The 18,008-nt window shown below is 42.5% G+C and carries 15 protein-coding genes; 3 read left to right on the top strand and 12 right to left on the bottom strand.

What is annotated here, in order from left to right; genetic code table 11:
- The 11 genes from Q4591_RS12895 to Q4591_RS12845 form a co-directional block, all read right to left on the bottom strand.
- Entirely contained in the window at positions 1-1,074 is a 1,074-nt protein-coding gene (locus Q4591_RS12895; RefSeq protein WP_303461359.1) for an efflux RND transporter periplasmic adaptor subunit, read from the bottom strand.
- Between the two features lie 220 nt (positions 1,075-1,294).
- Positions 1,295-2,494, bottom strand: a complete 1,200-nt coding sequence (locus tag Q4591_RS12890; protein ID WP_102520700.1) for an outer membrane protein transport protein — start codon at positions 2,492-2,494, stop codon at positions 1,295-1,297.
- A gap of 404 nt (positions 2,495-2,898) precedes the next feature.
- Positions 2,899-4,350 carry a sodium/proline symporter PutP gene (gene putP / locus Q4591_RS12885; protein ID WP_102475696.1) on the bottom strand — a complete coding sequence of 484 codons (1,452 nt, stop codon included), beginning with the start codon at positions 4,348-4,350 and terminating at the stop codon, positions 2,899-2,901.
- Between the two features lie 161 nt (positions 4,351-4,511).
- A complete protein-coding gene (locus Q4591_RS12880) occupies positions 4,512-5,216 on the bottom strand; it encodes a DUF3379 domain-containing protein (RefSeq protein WP_102475695.1) in 705 nt (234 codons plus the stop codon).
- On the bottom strand, positions 5,209-5,772 hold the full coding sequence (locus Q4591_RS12875; RefSeq protein ID WP_303461356.1) for a sigma-70 family RNA polymerase sigma factor: 564 nt from the start codon (positions 5,770-5,772) through the stop codon (positions 5,209-5,211). Before Q4591_RS12875 ends, Q4591_RS12880 begins: the two co-directional genes overlap by 8 nt.
- Positions 5,773-5,868: 96 nt before the next feature.
- A complete protein-coding gene (locus tag Q4591_RS12870; protein WP_303461353.1) occupies positions 5,869-7,491 on the bottom strand; it encodes a BatD family protein in 1,623 nt (540 codons plus the stop codon).
- Positions 7,485-9,473 (bottom strand): VWA domain-containing protein, encoded by a 1,989-nt coding sequence (locus Q4591_RS12865; RefSeq protein WP_303461351.1) that lies wholly within the window; start codon positions 9,471-9,473, stop codon positions 7,485-7,487. Before Q4591_RS12865 ends, Q4591_RS12870 begins: the two co-directional genes overlap by 7 nt.
- Positions 9,473-10,477, bottom strand: a complete 1,005-nt coding sequence (locus Q4591_RS12860; RefSeq protein WP_102475692.1) for a VWA domain-containing protein — start codon at positions 10,475-10,477, stop codon at positions 9,473-9,475. The genes Q4591_RS12865 and Q4591_RS12860 overlap by 1 nt, the downstream gene beginning before the upstream one ends.
- Positions 10,465-11,016 (bottom strand): DUF4381 domain-containing protein, encoded by a 552-nt coding sequence (locus tag Q4591_RS12855; protein WP_303461349.1) that lies wholly within the window; start codon positions 11,014-11,016, stop codon positions 10,465-10,467. Before Q4591_RS12855 ends, Q4591_RS12860 begins: the two co-directional genes overlap by 13 nt.
- Positions 11,017-11,964 carry a DUF58 domain-containing protein gene (locus tag Q4591_RS12850; RefSeq protein WP_241904013.1) on the bottom strand — a complete coding sequence of 316 codons (948 nt, stop codon included), beginning with the start codon at positions 11,962-11,964 and terminating at the stop codon, positions 11,017-11,019.
- 18 nt (positions 11,965-11,982) lie between these two features.
- Complete coding sequence (locus tag Q4591_RS12845; RefSeq protein ID WP_102437486.1) at positions 11,983-12,939, bottom strand: MoxR family ATPase; 957 nt, start codon at positions 12,937-12,939, stop codon at positions 11,983-11,985.
- 400 nt (positions 12,940-13,339) lie between these two features.
- On the opposite strand from Q4591_RS12845, the gene fadI reads away from it, so the two are divergent.
- The 3 genes from fadI (at position 13,340) to Q4591_RS12830 (ending at position 17,228) form a co-directional block, all read left to right on the top strand.
- Positions 13,340-14,650 (top strand): acetyl-CoA C-acyltransferase FadI, encoded by a 1,311-nt coding sequence (gene fadI, locus Q4591_RS12840; protein WP_076537168.1) that lies wholly within the window; start codon positions 13,340-13,342, stop codon positions 14,648-14,650.
- 5 nt (positions 14,651-14,655) lie between these two features.
- On the top strand, positions 14,656-16,776 hold the full coding sequence (gene fadJ / locus Q4591_RS12835; protein ID WP_102475690.1) for a fatty acid oxidation complex subunit alpha FadJ: 2,121 nt from the start codon (positions 14,656-14,658) through the stop codon (positions 16,774-16,776).
- Between the two features lie 263 nt (positions 16,777-17,039).
- Positions 17,040-17,228, top strand: a complete 189-nt coding sequence (locus tag Q4591_RS12830; RefSeq protein ID WP_241901111.1) for a hypothetical protein — start codon at positions 17,040-17,042, stop codon at positions 17,226-17,228.
- Positions 17,229-17,426: 198 nt separating this feature from the next.
- On the opposite strand, the gene Q4591_RS12825 is transcribed toward Q4591_RS12830, so the two are convergent.
- The coding region (locus tag Q4591_RS12825; protein WP_303461346.1) for a hypothetical protein at positions 17,427-18,008 on the bottom strand (582 nt) is incomplete at its 5' end.

The raw sequence follows: 18,008 nt of genomic DNA, 5'->3' as shown, positions 1-18,008 counted from the left end.
CTACTCCTTACTTTGGTTAGCTGCGCGCAGTAACACGTAGCGACTGGCGTTATGGATAATTTCATCACCTTTATCAAGACCTGATAACACTTCAACGGTTTGCTGTTGCTTGTCAACTTTTCCGAGGCGAATTTGTGTTAACAAGGTGTGCTGACCCACTTTTCGGTACACGCCATCCAGATCATTGACCTGATAAAGAGCACTTAAGGGAATAATGACCACGTTGCTGGTTTTAACGGGTACCGCGATTTTAACCCATTGGCCGGTGAGTGCTTGAGGATGACTAAAGTTAATTCTTACTTGATGCTGATGACTGTTGGCATCGGCAAATTGGTAAACATTGATATCGTTGCTGATAACTTTTTCACCATTGGTTAAGGTTAATTCAAGCTGCTTAGCCGCTTGCAGGTTGGCTAAGTAACGCGAGGGAACATTAAAAGTGGCACGTAACTCTCGGGTATCAAAACCGGAAAATAATGGCTGACCATATGAAATGGTTTCACCGAGTTCAATAAAGCGTTCAGTCACTCGGCCTTCAAATGGCGCAGAAACCACAGTGTAATTTAAACTTTGTTTTGCTTTATTAAGCTGAGCTTTTGCCGCGGATACCGCTTGTCTACTGGATTTGGCATTGGCGGTTGCTTCATCCATTTGCCCTTGAGATATGGCCCCTTGAGGAAACAGCGCCGCATAACGAGTCAGTGTCGCTTGTGCTTCAAAGTTCATGGCTTCTGAACTGGCAAGCTGAGCCTCTGCCGCATTAAATTCTGCGGTCTGCTCATCACTGGTAATTTCAAGTAAAGACGCGCCCGCGGTGACCACATCATTGACATCATAATTGACCTGAATAATGCGCCCTGAGGTTTGTGCTGACACGGTAGCGGCTTTAATCGCTTCCACTTGTCCATCAATGATTATTGATGAAACAGACTCTGTTTCAGTGACTGTTAGGGTATCAAAAGCTTTATCGGTTTTTAGTTTGTCTGTATCAGCTATAGCGCTATAGCTAACAATAGCCAGCAAAGTAGGTATTACTGCACTAAATAAAGATAAGCGTTTGTGAAAGGTTGCCATGTACCACCTCAAAAATTTGTTTATGAGAAAATTCTAATGGACTTTAATGTTAAGCGCAATTCATTTATGAGAAAAATCTAATGAAAGTATAGCAGATATAAAAAAACCACCGATGGATCATCGATGGTTTTAAATTAATAATCGTTTTACTTAGGCATTTTAAGCTTTGCTATAACGATTTAACTAATTAAGTTAACTATATTTTTAGTTAAATATTAGCTTAAAAAGTGTAGTTATACTGGATTGAGAAGTAATTCGCACCAGATTCAGTGTATGCATCTATCGGTAATAAAATCGCATTTGTTTCTTCAACATGAACCTTTTCGCCAACGACCAGTGTGTAACCGAAGTCGATGCTTGATTTTTCGCTGAAGTTATAGCTAAAGCCCGCTGAATACCAAATACGGTCAGAATCAGGAATTGATAGTGATGATTGTTCATCAACGACTCCTTTATCACTTGCAATACCAGCACGTACTGTCCAGCTATCATCGATATCGTAAGTTGCACCAAAACTTAGGAACCAAGAATCTTTCCAATGATAATCTTTAAGGATTTGCTCTGGTGAACTAGGGTTTTCAAGAGTAATACTGTCAAACGAGCTCCACTGAGACCACTGCGCGGTATAGTGAATTGCAAATTTTTCAGTTAGCTGATGGTAACCTGCAAGTTGTGCGATATCTGCTAATGGGATATTAATATCTTCGAATTCGGTACCCACATACATAATGTCGCCGCTTGCTTGCATTTCAGGGCTTATACGGTAGCTTAAACCTAAACGATGATTTTCGTTGATTTCGTATGCTAAACCAACGATACCACCCACAGCCCAGCCGTCTGCTTCAACTTCAACTAACGACCCACGTGATAGCTTACCTGAGCCTTGAATAAGATCGATACCTAAACCTAAACTTAATGCATCATTAATACGATAAGACATGCTCGCATTTAGGTTGATGGTAGCTACTTCAGTGTTTCCTAATAAATCAACTGGGCTAATGGTACCTTCAACCTCTGTTAGAGGTGTTAAATCTGCGCCAGTACCGAAGTTACTGAAAGCGGCAAAACCAAAGGCGAACTGCTCATTTACAGGGTTGATATAGTAAGCGTTAGGAATGAATTTCCCTTCAGCAGCGTTATCAATTGAGCCTAAGTCTTGACCTAAGAATTGCGCGTCTGTGACTTCAACGTTTACGTCGGCATAGGTAGCACCAATAGAAAGCGCTTTTTCATCAAATAATGCCATTGCCGCTGGGTTGCGAGCCAATACTGAAGCGTTATCTGCGATGATGGCATCCCCCGCCATTGCGCGGCCTAAACCGGTTGCAGACTGGCTGTTGAGTTGAAAACCCGCTGCGAATGTTTGAGTACTTGCTAAAGCTACAGCTGCTGCCAGTAGTGTCTTGTTGAATTTAGTCATAATTATTGCTCATCTTTATTGTCGCATATGCATGAATACTGCATGTGTTCATATCACTGCCACTTATATTTGAGCGCATCTTAGGTAACACAAGTAAGCTATACAACTCCGACCAGTGACTTTTGGTGTTGCATTTTTGTTAATAATTTGAGCTATTAAATATAATTGTGAGAAGGTCTTACAAACCTTTGTGGGAGTTAACGCTGTAATTTCAGTGGTTTGAGTTTGATTTTGTAATGATAACTTTGTTAGGTTGCTGTAATTAAGAATTGTGACTAGGGCTGCTTTTTAGCTAACACCTGTACGCTGAGTTTAGAATCTTTACTCTAGAAATGAGCCAGCCGACTAATTGTTGTTAACGAAAAAGTCGGCAGGTGTTTACTAAGGGTTAACCTTGTAAAGCACTAAAGTGACTGGCGAAAGACCTTGAATGAGGCCACCGTCTCTGTGCTTGCAGGAAATAGCTTACTGACTAAGATACCTGCCAATGAGGCGAGCAAAAATCCAGGGACTATTTCGTACAAGTCAAAAATACCACCAGAGAGTTGTTTCCAGACCACCACGGTCACCGCACCGACAACAATTGTTGCTACAGCGCCGTTACGACTATATTGCTGCCAAAATAGTGATAGTAATACCACAGGGCCAAATGCTGCGCCAAAGCCTGCCCATGCGTAGCTCACTAACCCTAGGACACTGCTTTCAGGATTAAGTGCAATGACTGCGGCCACAATAGCAATGGCGATAACCCCCAAACGGCCCACGAGCATTAACTCTTTATTACTCGCATCGGGTTTAATCCATTTGCGATAAAAGTCTTCAGTTATTACGCTTGAACAAACCAAAAGCTGTGAATCAATGGTGCTCATGATCGCGGATAAAATTGCTGCAATTAACAAGCCGCCAACCCATGGATTAAACGCAGCATGGGCAAGGTGAATAAATACAGTTTCTGGGTTATCTAGGGGAGTGTCGGCAAAATACAAGGTACCAGCGATACCCGTTGCCAATGCACCAATCAGAGAAATACCCATCCAGCTCATAGCAATGCGACGAGATAACTTAATGTCTTTAGCGCTGCCAATGGCCATAAAGCGAGATAGAATATGTGGCTGGCCAAAATAACCTAAGCCCCAAGCCAGTAATGACACTAAGCCGATGACTGTGGTGTTTTCACTGACAAACGACAGCATGGCAGGGTCAAGTTGCTGCAGGTTTTCTTGAGTCTCAGGTTGGCTGAAGATGGCAACAGGTACAATAAGTAAGGCCACTAACATTAAACAGCCTTGGAAAAAGTCAGTCCAACTGACGGCAAAGAAACCGCCTACAAAAGTGTAAGAAACGATGATTACTGAACCTATAATGAGTGCTAAGGTGTAATCAAGGCCAAATACTTTTTCAAATAATATTGCGCCGCCAACCATACCTGATGAGGTATAAAAGGTGAAAAAGACTAAGATGGTGACCGCAGCAACCATTTTTAATACGCCTTGGTTATCATGAAAGCGATTTTCAAAAAAGTCAGGTAATGTCAGCGAGTTGTCAGCCAGTTCAGTGTAAATACGTAAACGTTTGGCGACAAAAAGCCAGTTGAGCCAGGCACCAAATATCAGTCCAAAACCAATCCAAGCTTCACCTAAGCCGCCTAAATACACTGCACCAGGTAAGCCAAGTAATAACCAACCTGACATATCTGATGCACCAACACTTAAGGCGGTGACAGCAGGGCCCATTTTTCGACCACCCAGAATATAGTCGTCAACGGTATCTGTTTTACGATAAGCCCAGTAGCCAATCCCCATCATTAACGCGAGGTAGCCGATAAAAGTGATTAGAATGGGGGTTTCTATGGTCATGATACTTCCGTATTTTTATTATTGTGGCGCATATGCTAGCAGATGTATGAGCCAGTGCACAATTTGGGAAGTAAATTTGATGTGATAACAAGCACTCAATAAGTTTACATTGACTGCTTATTATCTAATTGATAGGAGATGGTTACAGGTTGTGACTATAACTAGATAAAGGTTTGCTCTATTTCAGATTTAACAAACTGTAAATCAGTATCTTGCTCTGCAACTAACATCATGAATGCCCCAGCTGTTTGAAAGCCCAAGCCCTGATAGTGTTGATCTGCAAAAGCTTCTTCGGTAACCATTCTATTTTCAGCCGGGACAATAAAGAGGGTGACTTTACCGTCTTTACCTTCCATCACTAAGTGCAAGCTTTTAACTCCTTGAAAGTCACAATAGGAGGTATAAAACACTTTTCCGGGCTGTTGAATGAATTTGGCGTTTTCTAAACCGCCAATACCAGCCAGTTTAAAATTAACATCTTCAAAGCCAACATTTTGATCAACCAGCATTGATTTGGGTTCATGGTATACATGAGCGAGCGCATGCTCAGCTAAGTCAACGGGGGCAAATTTTAACATGCTAAAACTTAAACCGATGACTAATGCCACGGAGGCAGCCATAGCCATTAAATAACGAGTATGCTTTTTTTGCTCCTGATGTTTATTCAGTTGCTGACGTAATAATAATTTATCTGCTAAATCATTAGGCACATCAATATTAAGCGCATGGGTAAGCTTACTGTCTAATGTTTTTAATTCACTGACTAACTTTGCATCAGACTCAGACGCAGCAATTTGTGCCAAGAAATCTTCATCTTGGCTGTTGGGGTCGTCATAGGCATGGCGACGAAATTGTAGATCATCCATTTGATTGACCTCTAACTTCAGGAGACTCTAAAGCGTCTTTTAATTGATTACGGGCACGAAATAATCGCGTCATGACGGTGTTTCTATTAAGTTCAAGCAACTCTGCAATTTCTTCACCACTAAAACCGCCAATGAGTTGCAGCAGTAATGGCTCTCGATATTCAATCTCTAATAAGCCGATCTGTTTACGTAGCCAATATTGCTCTGTTTGCTCTTCTGTAGTGGAAGACTTTTGGTCTTCAAGCAAATCTTGCTCTACATCACTGTAGTCAAACTGCTTACGTTCAAATCGACGGGCATTCTCTCGGCGTAAGATAGTGATCAGCCATGCTTTAGCGGCTTTGTCATCTTTTAAAGAGTCAAGCGCACGCCATGCACGTAAAAAGGTTTCTTGAGTGACGTCTTCAGCAACATGTTTATCGCCGATAAGCCAATAGGCATATCGGAAGATATCTGCGTGAAGTGCCCGGACGAGGCTGTCGTATCGTCGCTGTTTAGTTAACATGTCAGATATGACCGTGGGTTCGGACTTTTTATTTCGCAAGCTATCAAACATTTTTATCTTTTTGTTAAAAATATTATGTTCGATAGCTTAAAAGGTTACTGATGAATAGCAAGTATAATTATGCTTGCTATTCAATCAGTTTATTCGTTAAGGGTTTAACGAACTCAGTGCAGATGGGGAGTTTACTGCAGAATTATGACTGTAACTCTCAATGGCTTTTAATAAAGCCGCTTTATCAACAAATGTTGAAGATTGGCTGTATTTAGCCTGCTGTAATTGATGAGTTGCTTGAGCTAGCGCAGTTGATAACTGGCTAATATCAGCCAAGTTCATTGGTTTGTTTAGTAATGTAGAAAAATGCTGCTGCAGTAATGTAATGACTTGAGATACATCATTTTTATCACAGGCGAGGCTGATGTCTTTGATGCTCACTCGAGCAGAGGAGGACTGAACATCAACATTTTCAGAGGTAACTGTTAGCGACTTTTGCTTACGGGCGTTTAACCATAATGCGACCGTGATAAGCCATAATGCGGCAAATAGCAGTGTTAACCAAGGCCAAAAACCAGGATTATTGCTGGGCTGTGTAACCTCAGGTGTAATTGGCGTTGGTGCTTGTTCTGGATTAGCCGCAATGGTCACTGTTCTTGCTGGAATGGTGGTAAATTGCTGCTGACGTAGCTGCGAGTTCCACCACGGAATTGTAATTTCAGGAAGGGTAAATGTTCCAGCTTTGGTTGGCACGATAGCAGTGGTAAGGCTGTACTGAGCCACTACATGGTTTTCTCTAAGTACAGTTTGTCTAACTGGTTTTTCTGGATATGATTTCAGCGCACTTGGCATAGCTAATTCAATGTCAGGCAGGCTATTACTGTCAGCATTAGATGCGATGATATTAATGGTGCGGGTGATTGGGCTACCCACTTCAAATTCACTGCTGTCTTCAGGCCACACTTCTTTAGCGATTAATAAATCACTGACGAGCCAATCACCTTGATAGCTGTCAGGTATGGGTTTAATTATGATTTCAGTATCTTCAGCAGCAGCTTGCATCGGACGGCTTTCATTAAAGCCAAACATGCCGCCACGTCGTGGTGCTTCAACTAAAATATCACCTGAAAAACTCGCACCTTTAATGGCGAGTTTACCTGGAGTATCGGCAATCATGGCATAGGTTCGCTCAATTACGCGAAAACGGCGGCCATTAACCACTTCAACACTGTCTTGATCTTCGCCAAGCTGCTTGATCTCAGCACCTGATATTTCTGGGGCGCTAATGACACCACGCTGTAATTCAGCAGCTAAAAATAGCTTAACTTTATAGGTAATTAATTGGCCCACATAAGCTTCTTGAGTGCTAACTTCGCCTTCCACAAACAAATTGCGCATTTGCTGAGGCTGGGAGCCAGCATCTAAAACCGTTAACTCGATGGGATTAGATTGAATACCTTCCATAGTAAAGGCAGGAATAGTCACAGTGCCGCTATTTTTAGCCGATAATAATACTTGCCAGCGGGTTTCTTTACTGGAGTTGAAGTTAACGATTTGCGTGCTTCGTCCTACGCTAGTGCGGCCGACAACAAAGTCTTTTAGCAATATTGAGGTGTCTAATGAGCCTGCATTAACATCATCATCTGCGGTGACGTTTAATACAAAATACTCACCTTGCATGACGGGGTTACGGTCCACCGTTGCTTGAATGTTAGTGACCGCGAGTGCTTGCCCTGTAAAAAGAATAGCGACTAGGGCTAAAATGATTCTGTTTACCACTGTTGTTTATCCTTAGGAAGTTGGCCGTTTTGACGACGCTTTTGATATTCCAATAGCATTTTGTTTCTAATTAATACTTGTGGATCTTCACTGACTGCGCGAAGTGCTCTTTCTAAATCTGCTGGCAGCGGCTCTTCAGATAAAGCCGATGAGGCCACTGGTGTGCCAGACTCAGATTCTGGCTGTTGTTCTGATGTTTCAGCAGCTTGAGCTTGTTGTTGAGTCTTGTCTTGTTGCTCAGCAGTTTCAGGCTCAGCTTGAGCTTGGTTATCTTGACTGTTAGCTTGCATTTCAGCTTCATTATTATCGGCTTGTTGCTCATTTTGTTGAGATGAAGCTGATGAACTTTCGTCAGCCTCATTGGGGCTGTCATCTTGTTGAGAGTCACTAGATTGCTGATCCTGCTGAGAATCATTCGCAGATTGCTCTTCTTGTGACGGGTCATTTTGAGACTGCTGCTGTTGAGATTGCTCAGAGCTAGACTCATCACTTTGAGATTGATCTTGCTGTGATTGATCTCCTTGAGATTGATCATTTGATGACTGCTCTTCATTTGACTTCTGGTCAGATGATTGGTTGTCATCACTTTGCTGATCCTGCTCCGACTGTTGCTCTTGTTGCTGCTTCATTTGCTCAGCCAAAGCGAGGTTTTTCTCTGCCTGAGGAAAATCTGCTTGTTGAGTTAATGCTTGCTTATAACGCTTTATCGCCTCATCAATTTTATTGAGCTGCAGTAAACTATTGGCTTGATTATATAAACCATTGGCAGAGTCATCTTGCTCAAAACCGCTTAAGGCATTTTCATAGTCACCAGCCTTATATTGGGCGCTAGCTTGCCATTGAGGCTGGTCAAATTGCTCGGCAGCTTTAGAATAGTCTTCTGCTGATTGAGCCTGATTAAATTGCTCTGAGGCTTGTTGATCGGCGGTTTGCCATAAATCATCCCAGCTATTAGCTGAAGCAGGAGTTGGCTGCATCAATAAGCCTAGCGTGAGGACACTCACCATAGGCAGTACTGTAAATCTAAAACTCAGCAGTACTGGAATAATCAACAGGAGGGCAATATAAGGGCCTAAATCTTGCCAAGCTTCACCTTCAAGTTCGGTGGCTTTTGCATTACCATCATTAGCAAGCCATGCTTCGAGTTGGCCCAGTGCTGCGCCGTCTGCCCGTGCTGGTAACATTAAACCGCCAGTGGGAGTAACCAATTTATCAAGCAATGAAAAGTCAGTTTTATCAACCACGATCTCACCGGCATTATCGCGCATGAGCTGACCATCTGGCAGCTGTATTGCTGCGCCTTGTTGGCTACCAAATGCCATCACCGATACTCGATATCGACTGCCATCCAGCGCTTTTGCTGCCTGCGCATATTGGGCTGCATTAACACCATCGGTCATCACAATAATATCACCGCTGATATGCCCGCCTTGACCTAATAACTGTTGGGCAAGGGTAAGGGCGGCGGCTAAATCTGAGCCTCTAACGGGCATAATGTCCGGGCTTAAGGTTGGGAGCAGATTTAATAGGGTAGAGCTATCACGGGTTAACGGACTAATAGTAAATGCATCTCCCGCAAAAGCGATTAACCCAGTTTCACCTTCTTTTAAATTGGTTAAAAAATCGGTGGCTCGATATTTGGCCTGGGATAGTCGATTAGGTTTTTGATCGGTTGCATACATGGATAAAGACATATCCATTACCAGTACACGCCCTTGCTCGCTAGCGAACACAGGTAGGCTTTGTTTATTCACGGCAGGGCCCGATATGGCCACAACCGCAATAAACCAACACAGCATTAATAACCATTTGGGTTGTTTTTTGATGTGTGCAGACTCACTGATCAGGGTGCTAGCAAGGTGAGGGGCAATATAGTGTTGCCATGCAGAGTTATTTTTACTCTGGCGCCACAAAAATAGTCCAATAATGGTTAATGGAATTAAGGCCAATAGCCATTCAAGGCGGATAAAATGCAAACTCATTATTTATCCTCCTTGTAAAAGGCTGAAGTCAGATTTTTAGGTAAATTCATTTGACTACGTAGACTAATACTTAAACTGATTAATAACGCTAACAACAATGGCCAGTAAAATAACTCGCTTTGGGGGCGGTAGGTTAATTGGTCGCGACTGACAGGCTCTAATTCATCAATTTTTTGATAAATTTCTTCTAGCTCTTCGCTATTACGGGCTCTAAAGTAATGACCATTGGTCATTTCTGCAAGCTGTTGTAATTGCGCTTCATCAAGATCTGCTGACGGGTTTACTTTTTCAGTACCGAAAATACTGCGTCTTTCCAGTATTTCAGCGCCAACACCGACGGTATAAATAGTGACATTGCGCTCTGCAGCGATGCGAGCTGCCACTTCAGGTTCTATGTTACCTGCGTTATTTGAACCATCGGTGAGTAAAATGAGCACTCGGTTACTGTCGTTAACGTTATCAAAGCGTCTCACCGCCAATGCAATTGATTCACCAATGGCGGTTTGTTTGCCCACTAGGCCAATTTGACTATCGGCGAGAAACTTTGCCACCGAGCGTCTATCTTGGGTCAGTGGCGCTTGTAAATAGGCGTGATCGGCAAATAAAATTAACCCAAGGCGATCGCCATTACGGCGTTCGATAAAGTCGCCAATCACATGTTTAATAAGGGTCAATCTATCAACCGTTTTGCCTTCAACAACCATGTCTTCAATTTGCATACTGCCGGATAAATCTACTGCCAGCATTAAGTCGCGCCCTTCAGATGGCAGCTCTATAGGCTCGCCTAACCATTGGGGCCTGACAAGTGCGCACAATAAACATGCCCACATTAACCAATACAATTTACGGGATGGTTTGTCAGCATGGCTTGATATGACCTGATCAGCATTAGCGATGCCAGGAAGTTGCAGGTGACCGCCATTATTTTTTGAAACGCGCTTTGGTTTTAACAGCCAAGGTAATGGCAATAAAAGCAATAACCACGGCCATGCTATTGAGAACATGATGCCTCCTGTGGACTATTTGCTTGAGTATTTGCGCTGTTAGCGATGCTTTTGATGGCATTAAGGGGCGCAAAGCGAGCTTTTTTAGTTAACCAAGACTTGGCTAACTTAAATAACTGCTGCTTTTCAGCTGCATTTAAGCCACAAGCTTGATAACGCTTGGCTAATAACAAGCCAATTTGGCCTTGCTCTGCTTGCGGTAACCTTAGCTCAAGCCATTTGAACCATTGGTCGCCATCAAGTTGTGCAAAATCCTGTCTGGGTAAATAACTCAAGGCAGTTCGTTTTAGTAAGCTATTAATCTGGCTTGGATATTGACTGTCATTTATATCAAGTTGCTGTAGTTGCGCTAATGCGGCCTTTCTCGGGGCGTGATATTTGGCACGTTTTCGCAGCTTGATGAAAGTGATGACACCAGCCGCGATAATGATAATCGCCACTAGCCAATAACCGGGGGCAATGGGAAATTGTGATATTGGCTGCGGCAGCACGATATCTTCCATTTGCATTAATGCGGGATTGATTTGAGGAGCATTCATCTAACGTAATAGTTCCAATTGATCGCTAAGACTCTTACCTGCATCGATAAAGCGGGTTTGAACTTTGAGCATTTTCATTAATTCAATAAACTGTTGTTGACGAGCTAACTGTTCATTTAACCACACATCGTAGCTATGGCGAGTTAAGGTAAGTTGTTGCTTACCATCACGTACAGGCAGTGAAAATCGCTTTGGTAACGCTAATGTGCCTTGTCGTAATGGGTCTGTAATAATAAAGGCACCCACATCACAATGGCGTTTAAGCTCGGTGAGTGCCGCTAAACATTCTTGGCTAAAGTGCTGGCCATCAGTAATTATCCATACCAGTGAGCCGGGTTTTGCGATGCGTTGCAATCGCTGGCAAGCCCGTAAAATATGCTGGGGATCTTGGGGTAATTCATCAAAGTGATTTAACTGGTTTTGATGCACTTTGATTAATGCTGATGTGAGCTGCAAAATACCTTGTCGGCGACTGCGGGGTTTTAACTCCACATGTTCGGTTTCACTGGCAATCAATGCCCCCAAACGGTCACCGTGGTTAATGGCGTTCCAGCCAAGTGTTGCTGCGACATGGGCGGCTTGCAGAGACTGTAAAAGCAAACTCGAGCCAAAAAATAAGCTATGACTTAGATCGACCAGCAAGATAATAGGGCGTTCACGTTCTTCAATAAATAATTTGGTGTGGGCCTTGCCAGTTCTGGCCGTAACGCGCCAGTCTATGGTGCGCACATCATCACCATTTTGATAATGTCGCACTTCGGCAAATTCCATTCCACGCCCTTTTATGAGGCTGCTTCTATGGCCTGCAAGGCTGGCTTTTGCGCGGCTACGTTTCTCAGGCATCGCACGGGCAATACTCTGGCAACTTATTAGCTCTTGCTCATTAAGGTTGACGCCATTACTAAATAGCGGCAACTCTTTTTCAATTGACATAGCGGTTACTGACATAGTGGCTATAACTCAACATTAAGGTACAGCCACTTGGCTTAAAATATGATTTATGACGTGATCTGCACTAATCCCTTCTGCCTGTGCCTGATAACTCAACAGTAGACGGTGGCGTAAAACATTAGGCGCCACAGCTTGAATATCTTCAGGTGAGACAAAATCGCGTTGATGTAACCAGGCTCTGGCTCGCGCGCAGCGCTCTAATGAAATTGAAGCGCGGGGACTCACGCCGTATTCAAGCCACTTGGCTAGTTCTGGGCTATAACGCTCTGGCTGACGAGTGGCCATAATAATTTCTACGATATAGCTTTCAAGGGGCTCAGCTAAGTACAGTTCCATCGCTTGTTCACGGGCAGAAAATACATCTGCTTGTACCACAGGCTCGATGGTCGGTAACTGATGAGTCAGTGCTTCGTTACGAGACTGACGCAAAATCTGACGCTCGGTATCGGCACTTGGGTAATCTAAATTTAAGTGCATTAAGAAGCGATCTAATTGCGCTTCAGGTAGCGGGTAAGTCCCTTCGTTTTCAAGTGGGTTTTGGGTTGCCATCACTAAAAAGAGTTTTGGCAGCGGGTAACTGTGTTTACCTACGGTCACTTGTCCTTCAGCCATGGCTTCAAGTAATGCGGATTGTACCTTCGCTGGAGCGCGGTTAATTTCATCGGCAAGGATTAAGTTATGGAAAATCGGCCCCGCTTCAAATTCAAAGGTACCCGTTTGAGCGCGATAGATATCGGTGCCGGTTAAGTCCGCTGGTAATAAATCAGGCGTGAACTGGATGCGATGAAAGTCGCCTTCAACGCCATCACATAATGCTTTTACTGCACGGGTTTTGGCTAAACCTGGAGGGCCTTCAACCAGTAAATGACCATCGGCAATAAGTGCGATGAGCATATTTTCAGTTAAAACCGGTTGTCCCAAAATGACATTATCTAAATAAGCGCGTAAAGAATGAAATCGACTCAAAGGCATGATGATACTCAAATTTGTTGTCTAAAAAACGTTATCTAATTCACTCTATGTTAATGAATTTTATTGGCCTTTGGCTAGTAGCATTAACAGAATTTCATTTTTATTTATTCGTGGTGTTCATTAGCTGCAACTAAAGGTGCGTTAGCTAGCTTTAATCGATACTTAAATATATTAATAAAGCTAATGCTCTAAAGTTTAACCTTCTGTATTTAATATATAAATCACAATCGGGTTGTTAATTTTGTTGGAAATTATCAGGTTATTTTCATACGGGTGTTTTAAACTTGCTAATTAAAAGTTAGAATCAGATCACACTTTTATGGTCAGACCAGATAACGCTGACAAAATGGATTTTCACTGAAAAGCCTATAAAGGCTAAACAATTAAAAGAGGGTGAACAATGAGTGATAGACAACAAGTAACCAATGCCCGCGGCGAGCGCATTGCAATTGTAGCGGGTTTACGAACGCCTTTTGCCAAACAAGCCACCGCATTTCATGGCGTTTCAGCTTTAGATATGGGCAAAATGGTGGTTAATGAATTGCTTTCTCGCTCAGAGTTAGACCCAAAAACCATTGAGCAATTAGTTTATGGTCAAGTTGTGCAAATGCCTGCTGCGCCAAATATTGCTCGTGAAATCGTATTAGGCACTGGCATGGATGTATCAACGGATGCTTACAGTGTCACTCGTGCTTGTGCGACAAGTTTTCAATCGGCAGTGAATGTGGCTGAGTCAATCATGACTGGTAATGTTGAAATTGGTATTGCTGGCGGCGCAGATTCATCTTCTGTTTTACCGATTGGCGTGTCAAAAAAGCTGGCTCATGCGCTTGTGGACTTAAATAAGGCCCGTACCTTTAAACAAAAATTCGCCATTGCACGTCGTTTGGGTTTAAAAGACTTAATGCCGGTACCGCCAGCGGTTGCAGAATATTCTACCGGTTTGTCAATGGGGCAAACGGCTGAGCAAATGGCTAAGACCTATTCAATTAGCCGCGCCGATCAAGATGCACTGGCTCATCGCTCACATACTCTGGCAACAGAAACTTGGAACTCAGGTAATTTACGCGATGAAGTGATGACGGCTCATGTGCCTCCTTATAAGCAGTTTATTGATCGTGATAACAACATTCGTGAAAACTCAGTTTTAGAGTCTTACGCGAAATTACGTCCAGCTTTTGATCGCAAACATGGTTCAGTTACCGCAGCCAACAGTACGCCGCTAACTGATGGCGCATCAGCAATTATCTTAATGAGTGAAGGCCGTGCCAAAGCATTAGGTTATCAGCCTATTGGTTACATTAAGAGCTATGCCTTTACTGCCATTGATGTTTGGCAAGATATGTTAATGGGGCCATCTTATGCTACGCCGCTAGCACTAAAGCGTGCTGGTATGCAGTTAGAAGATTTAACCTTAATTGAAATGCATGAAGCATTTGCAGCGCAAACCTTAGCCAACATGCAAATGTTTGGCTCTAAAAAGTTTGCTGCAGAAAAGTTAGGCCAAAATCGTGCGATTGGTGAAATCGATATGAGTAAATTTAACGTACTAGGTGGTTCATTAGCTTATGGGCATCCATTTGCGGCTACGGGTACGCGTTTGATCACTCAAGTATGTCGTGAACTTAAACGCCGTGGTGGTGGAACCGGTTTAGCCACAGCCTGCGCAGCAGGTGGTCTTGGCGCTGCAATGATAGTAGAAGTGGAGTAATTCTGATGGAAAAGACATTTAATTTACAACGCCGTGAAGACGGTATTGCGGTTTTGACTATGGATGTTCCTGGTGAAACCATGAACACCTTAAAAGCAGAATTTGGCCCAGAAATTAGTGACATTCTTACCGAGATAAAAACTGACGCTAGCATTAAAGGTTTAGTGATTATTTCAGGAAAATCTGACTCTTTTGTTGCTGGCGCTGACATCACCATGTTAGATGCCTGTACCAGTGTTGCTGCTGCCAAAGAACTATCACAACAAGGGCATGTGGTATTTAATGAATTAGAAAACCTCACTATACCGGTTGTTGCTGCTATTAACGGTGCCTGCTTAGGTGGTGGATTAGAGCTAGCGCTAGCGTGTCATTTGCGTGTGTGCAGCGACAGTAAGAAAACTATTATGGGTGTGCCTGAAGTTCAACTTGGGTTATTACCAGGTGGCGGGGGAACCCAACGTTTACCAAGAAAAGTCGGTATTACTACAGCGCTCGATATGATGCTAACAGGTAAGCAGCTGCGTCCGAAACAAGCACTGAAAATAGCCTTGGTTGATGACGTTGTTCCAGAGTCTATTTTGCTTGAGACTGCAGTTGCCATGGCAAAAAAAGGCAAGTCTGCTGCTAAAGTGGTTAAAAAGTCTGCTTTAAACAAGTTGCTTGAATCAACCAGTACGACTCGTGACATTATTTTTGATCAAGCCGCTAAACAAGTGATGAAGAAAACCCAGGGTAATTATCCTGCTCCTGCTAAAATCATTGATTGTGTTAAGCAGGGTATGAATAAAGGCATGATCAAAGGCTTAGAAGTTGAAGCAAGTCATTTTGCTGAACTTATTATGTCACCAGAGTCAGAAGCGCTTCGTAGTATATTCCTTGCAACCACAGAAATGAAAAAAGAAACCGGTGCAGAAGGGGGCAAACCTCGCAAAGTGAACAAGGCACTGGTTATTGGTGGTGGCTTAATGGGTGGCGGAATAGCCTCTGTGACGACAACCAAAGCTAAAATTCCTGCTCGTGTTAAAGATATCAATGAAACCGGCTTAAGTAATGCGTTGGCTTATGCTTATAAGTTGTTAGCCAAAGGCGTTAAGCGTCGTCATATGACTCCGGCAGTTAGAGATAATCTAATGGCGTTAATGACGACAACCACTGAATATAGCGGCGTAAAAGATGCTGATATCGTAGTAGAAGCAGTATTTGAAGATTTAGCATTAAAACATCAAATGGTGAAAGATGTAGAACGTGAATGTCATGAAAATACTATCTTTGCATCTAACACATCTTCATTACCAATCAGCCAAATAGCCGAAGCGGCCAGTCGACCTGAAAATGTGATTGGTCTGCATTATTTCTCGCCAGTTGAGAAAATGCCGTTAGTGGAAGTGATTGCGCACAAGAAAACCTCCCCAGAAACCATTGCTACGACAGTGGCCTTTGCTCGTAAGCAAGGTAAGACACCGATTGTTGTTCAAGACGGAGCCGGTTTTTATGTAAATCGTATTTTAGCCTTATACATGAATGAAGCTGCGCAAGTGCTTCTTGAAGGGCAAAAAATTGAATTTTTAGATAAAGCGTTAGTTAAGTTTGGTTTCCCTGTAGGACCTATTACTTTGCTAGACGAGGTAGGTATTGATGTTGGTGCTAAGATCGCGCCGATCTTAACTAAAGAACTGGGTGAGCGCTTTGAAGCTCCAAATGCATTTGATAAGTTACTTGCAGATGACCGTAAAGGCCGTAAAAACGGCAAAGGTTTTTACCAATACGGCAACAAGAAAAACAAAGCTAAGCTAGTGGATGAAAGTGTATATCAAGTACTAGGCATTAATAATCAGTTAAGTGGTAGTGAAAGCGATATTGCTATGCGTTGTGTTGTGCAGATGCTAAACGAAGCTGTTCGTTGTTTAGATGAAGGCATTATTGCCAATGCAAGAGACGGTGATATCGGTGCTATTTTTGGAATTGGTTTTCCGCCATTCTTAGGCGGTCCTTTCCGTTATATGGATACCATGGGGATCAATAATCTAGTGTCAAAATTACGTCAGTATCAGCAATTACATGGCGAAAGATTTGCCCCTTGTGAAAGATTAGTCAAAATGGCTGATGAGGGAGCGAGTTTTTATTAGTCTAAACTAAGACTTTAAGGATTACACATTTAACAAAGCGGCAACATGATGCCGCTTTTTTATTCTAAAGTGGCAGAGATTTGCCTGTTTTATGTACACTGCGGAATGTTTTGACTGTGGCTCAATTAAAAATCCCCATAGCTTTGAGTATTTGGCTTGGTTATAATGCGACCAAAGCTAGCATTGAACACAAAAACTTAATGCTACGAGCTTAAGAAATGATGTTAACTGAATGAATTGTAGAGGTTTCAGTGGTATTTCTAGTGTTTATTATTTCAATCTTATCGGCGATTTATCTTGGCAATTGTGCTTTTGCTCAAGGTATGGCAGTAAAAAGATGGTCATTTGCCGGTTTGTTGATGGGCCCTCTGGCTTACCCATTGTTCAACAGTCATAAATATTTATTAACCCGTAAACTAGCGGTTAGTAATGAACAGCAACAATACTTTTAGCAAACTCCGCGTATTAAAAAGGGAGCTAATGCTCCCTTTTTCTTTGCCTGTAAAATATCACTACAAGACTTAGTTCCACCATGCTTTAGCTGGGATGACCTCTAGATGCTCAAGGCCTTCAGGTAATTTAACTTTCTTACGTTGCGGCTGTGCAATTCCTAGTGCTTTTAATAAAGAGTTAAACATAATTTTATCTCCTTAAGCGATGCTTGAATTGGTGTATTTAATGTATGGGTTATGGGCAAATTTTGTTGTCGATTCTGAATACTTTATGTAAGGGTTGTGAGCAAGTTCAGTCGTTGCTTCTGAGTACTTGATATAAGGGTTATGAGCTAACTCAGTCGTTGCTTCTGAATACTTAATATAAGGATTGTGAGCAAGTTCAGTCGTTGCTTCTGAGTACTTGATATAAGGGTTATGAGCTAACTCAGTCGTTGATTCTGAGTATTTGATATAAGGGTTGTGAGCTAATTCAGTCGTTGCTTCTGAATACTTGATATAAGGATTGTGAGCAAGTTCAGTCGTTGCTTCTGAGTACTTGATATAAGGGTTATGAGCTAACTCAGTCGTTGCTTCTGAATACTTAATATAAGGATTATGAGCTAATTCAGTCGTTGTTTCTGAGTACTTGATATAAGGGTTGTGAGCTAACTCAGTTGTTGCTTCTGAATACTTGATATAAGGATTATGAGCTAACTCAGTCGTTGCTTCTGAATACTTGATATAAGGATTATGAGCTAACTCAGTCGTTGCTTCTGAATACTTGATATAAGGATTATG

It is taken from the genome of Shewanella sp. 3_MG-2023 (genome assembly GCF_030548765.1).
Classification (GTDB): domain Bacteria; phylum Pseudomonadota; class Gammaproteobacteria; order Enterobacterales; family Shewanellaceae; genus Shewanella.
This window is presented reverse-complemented; position numbering and strand designations above follow the sequence as displayed.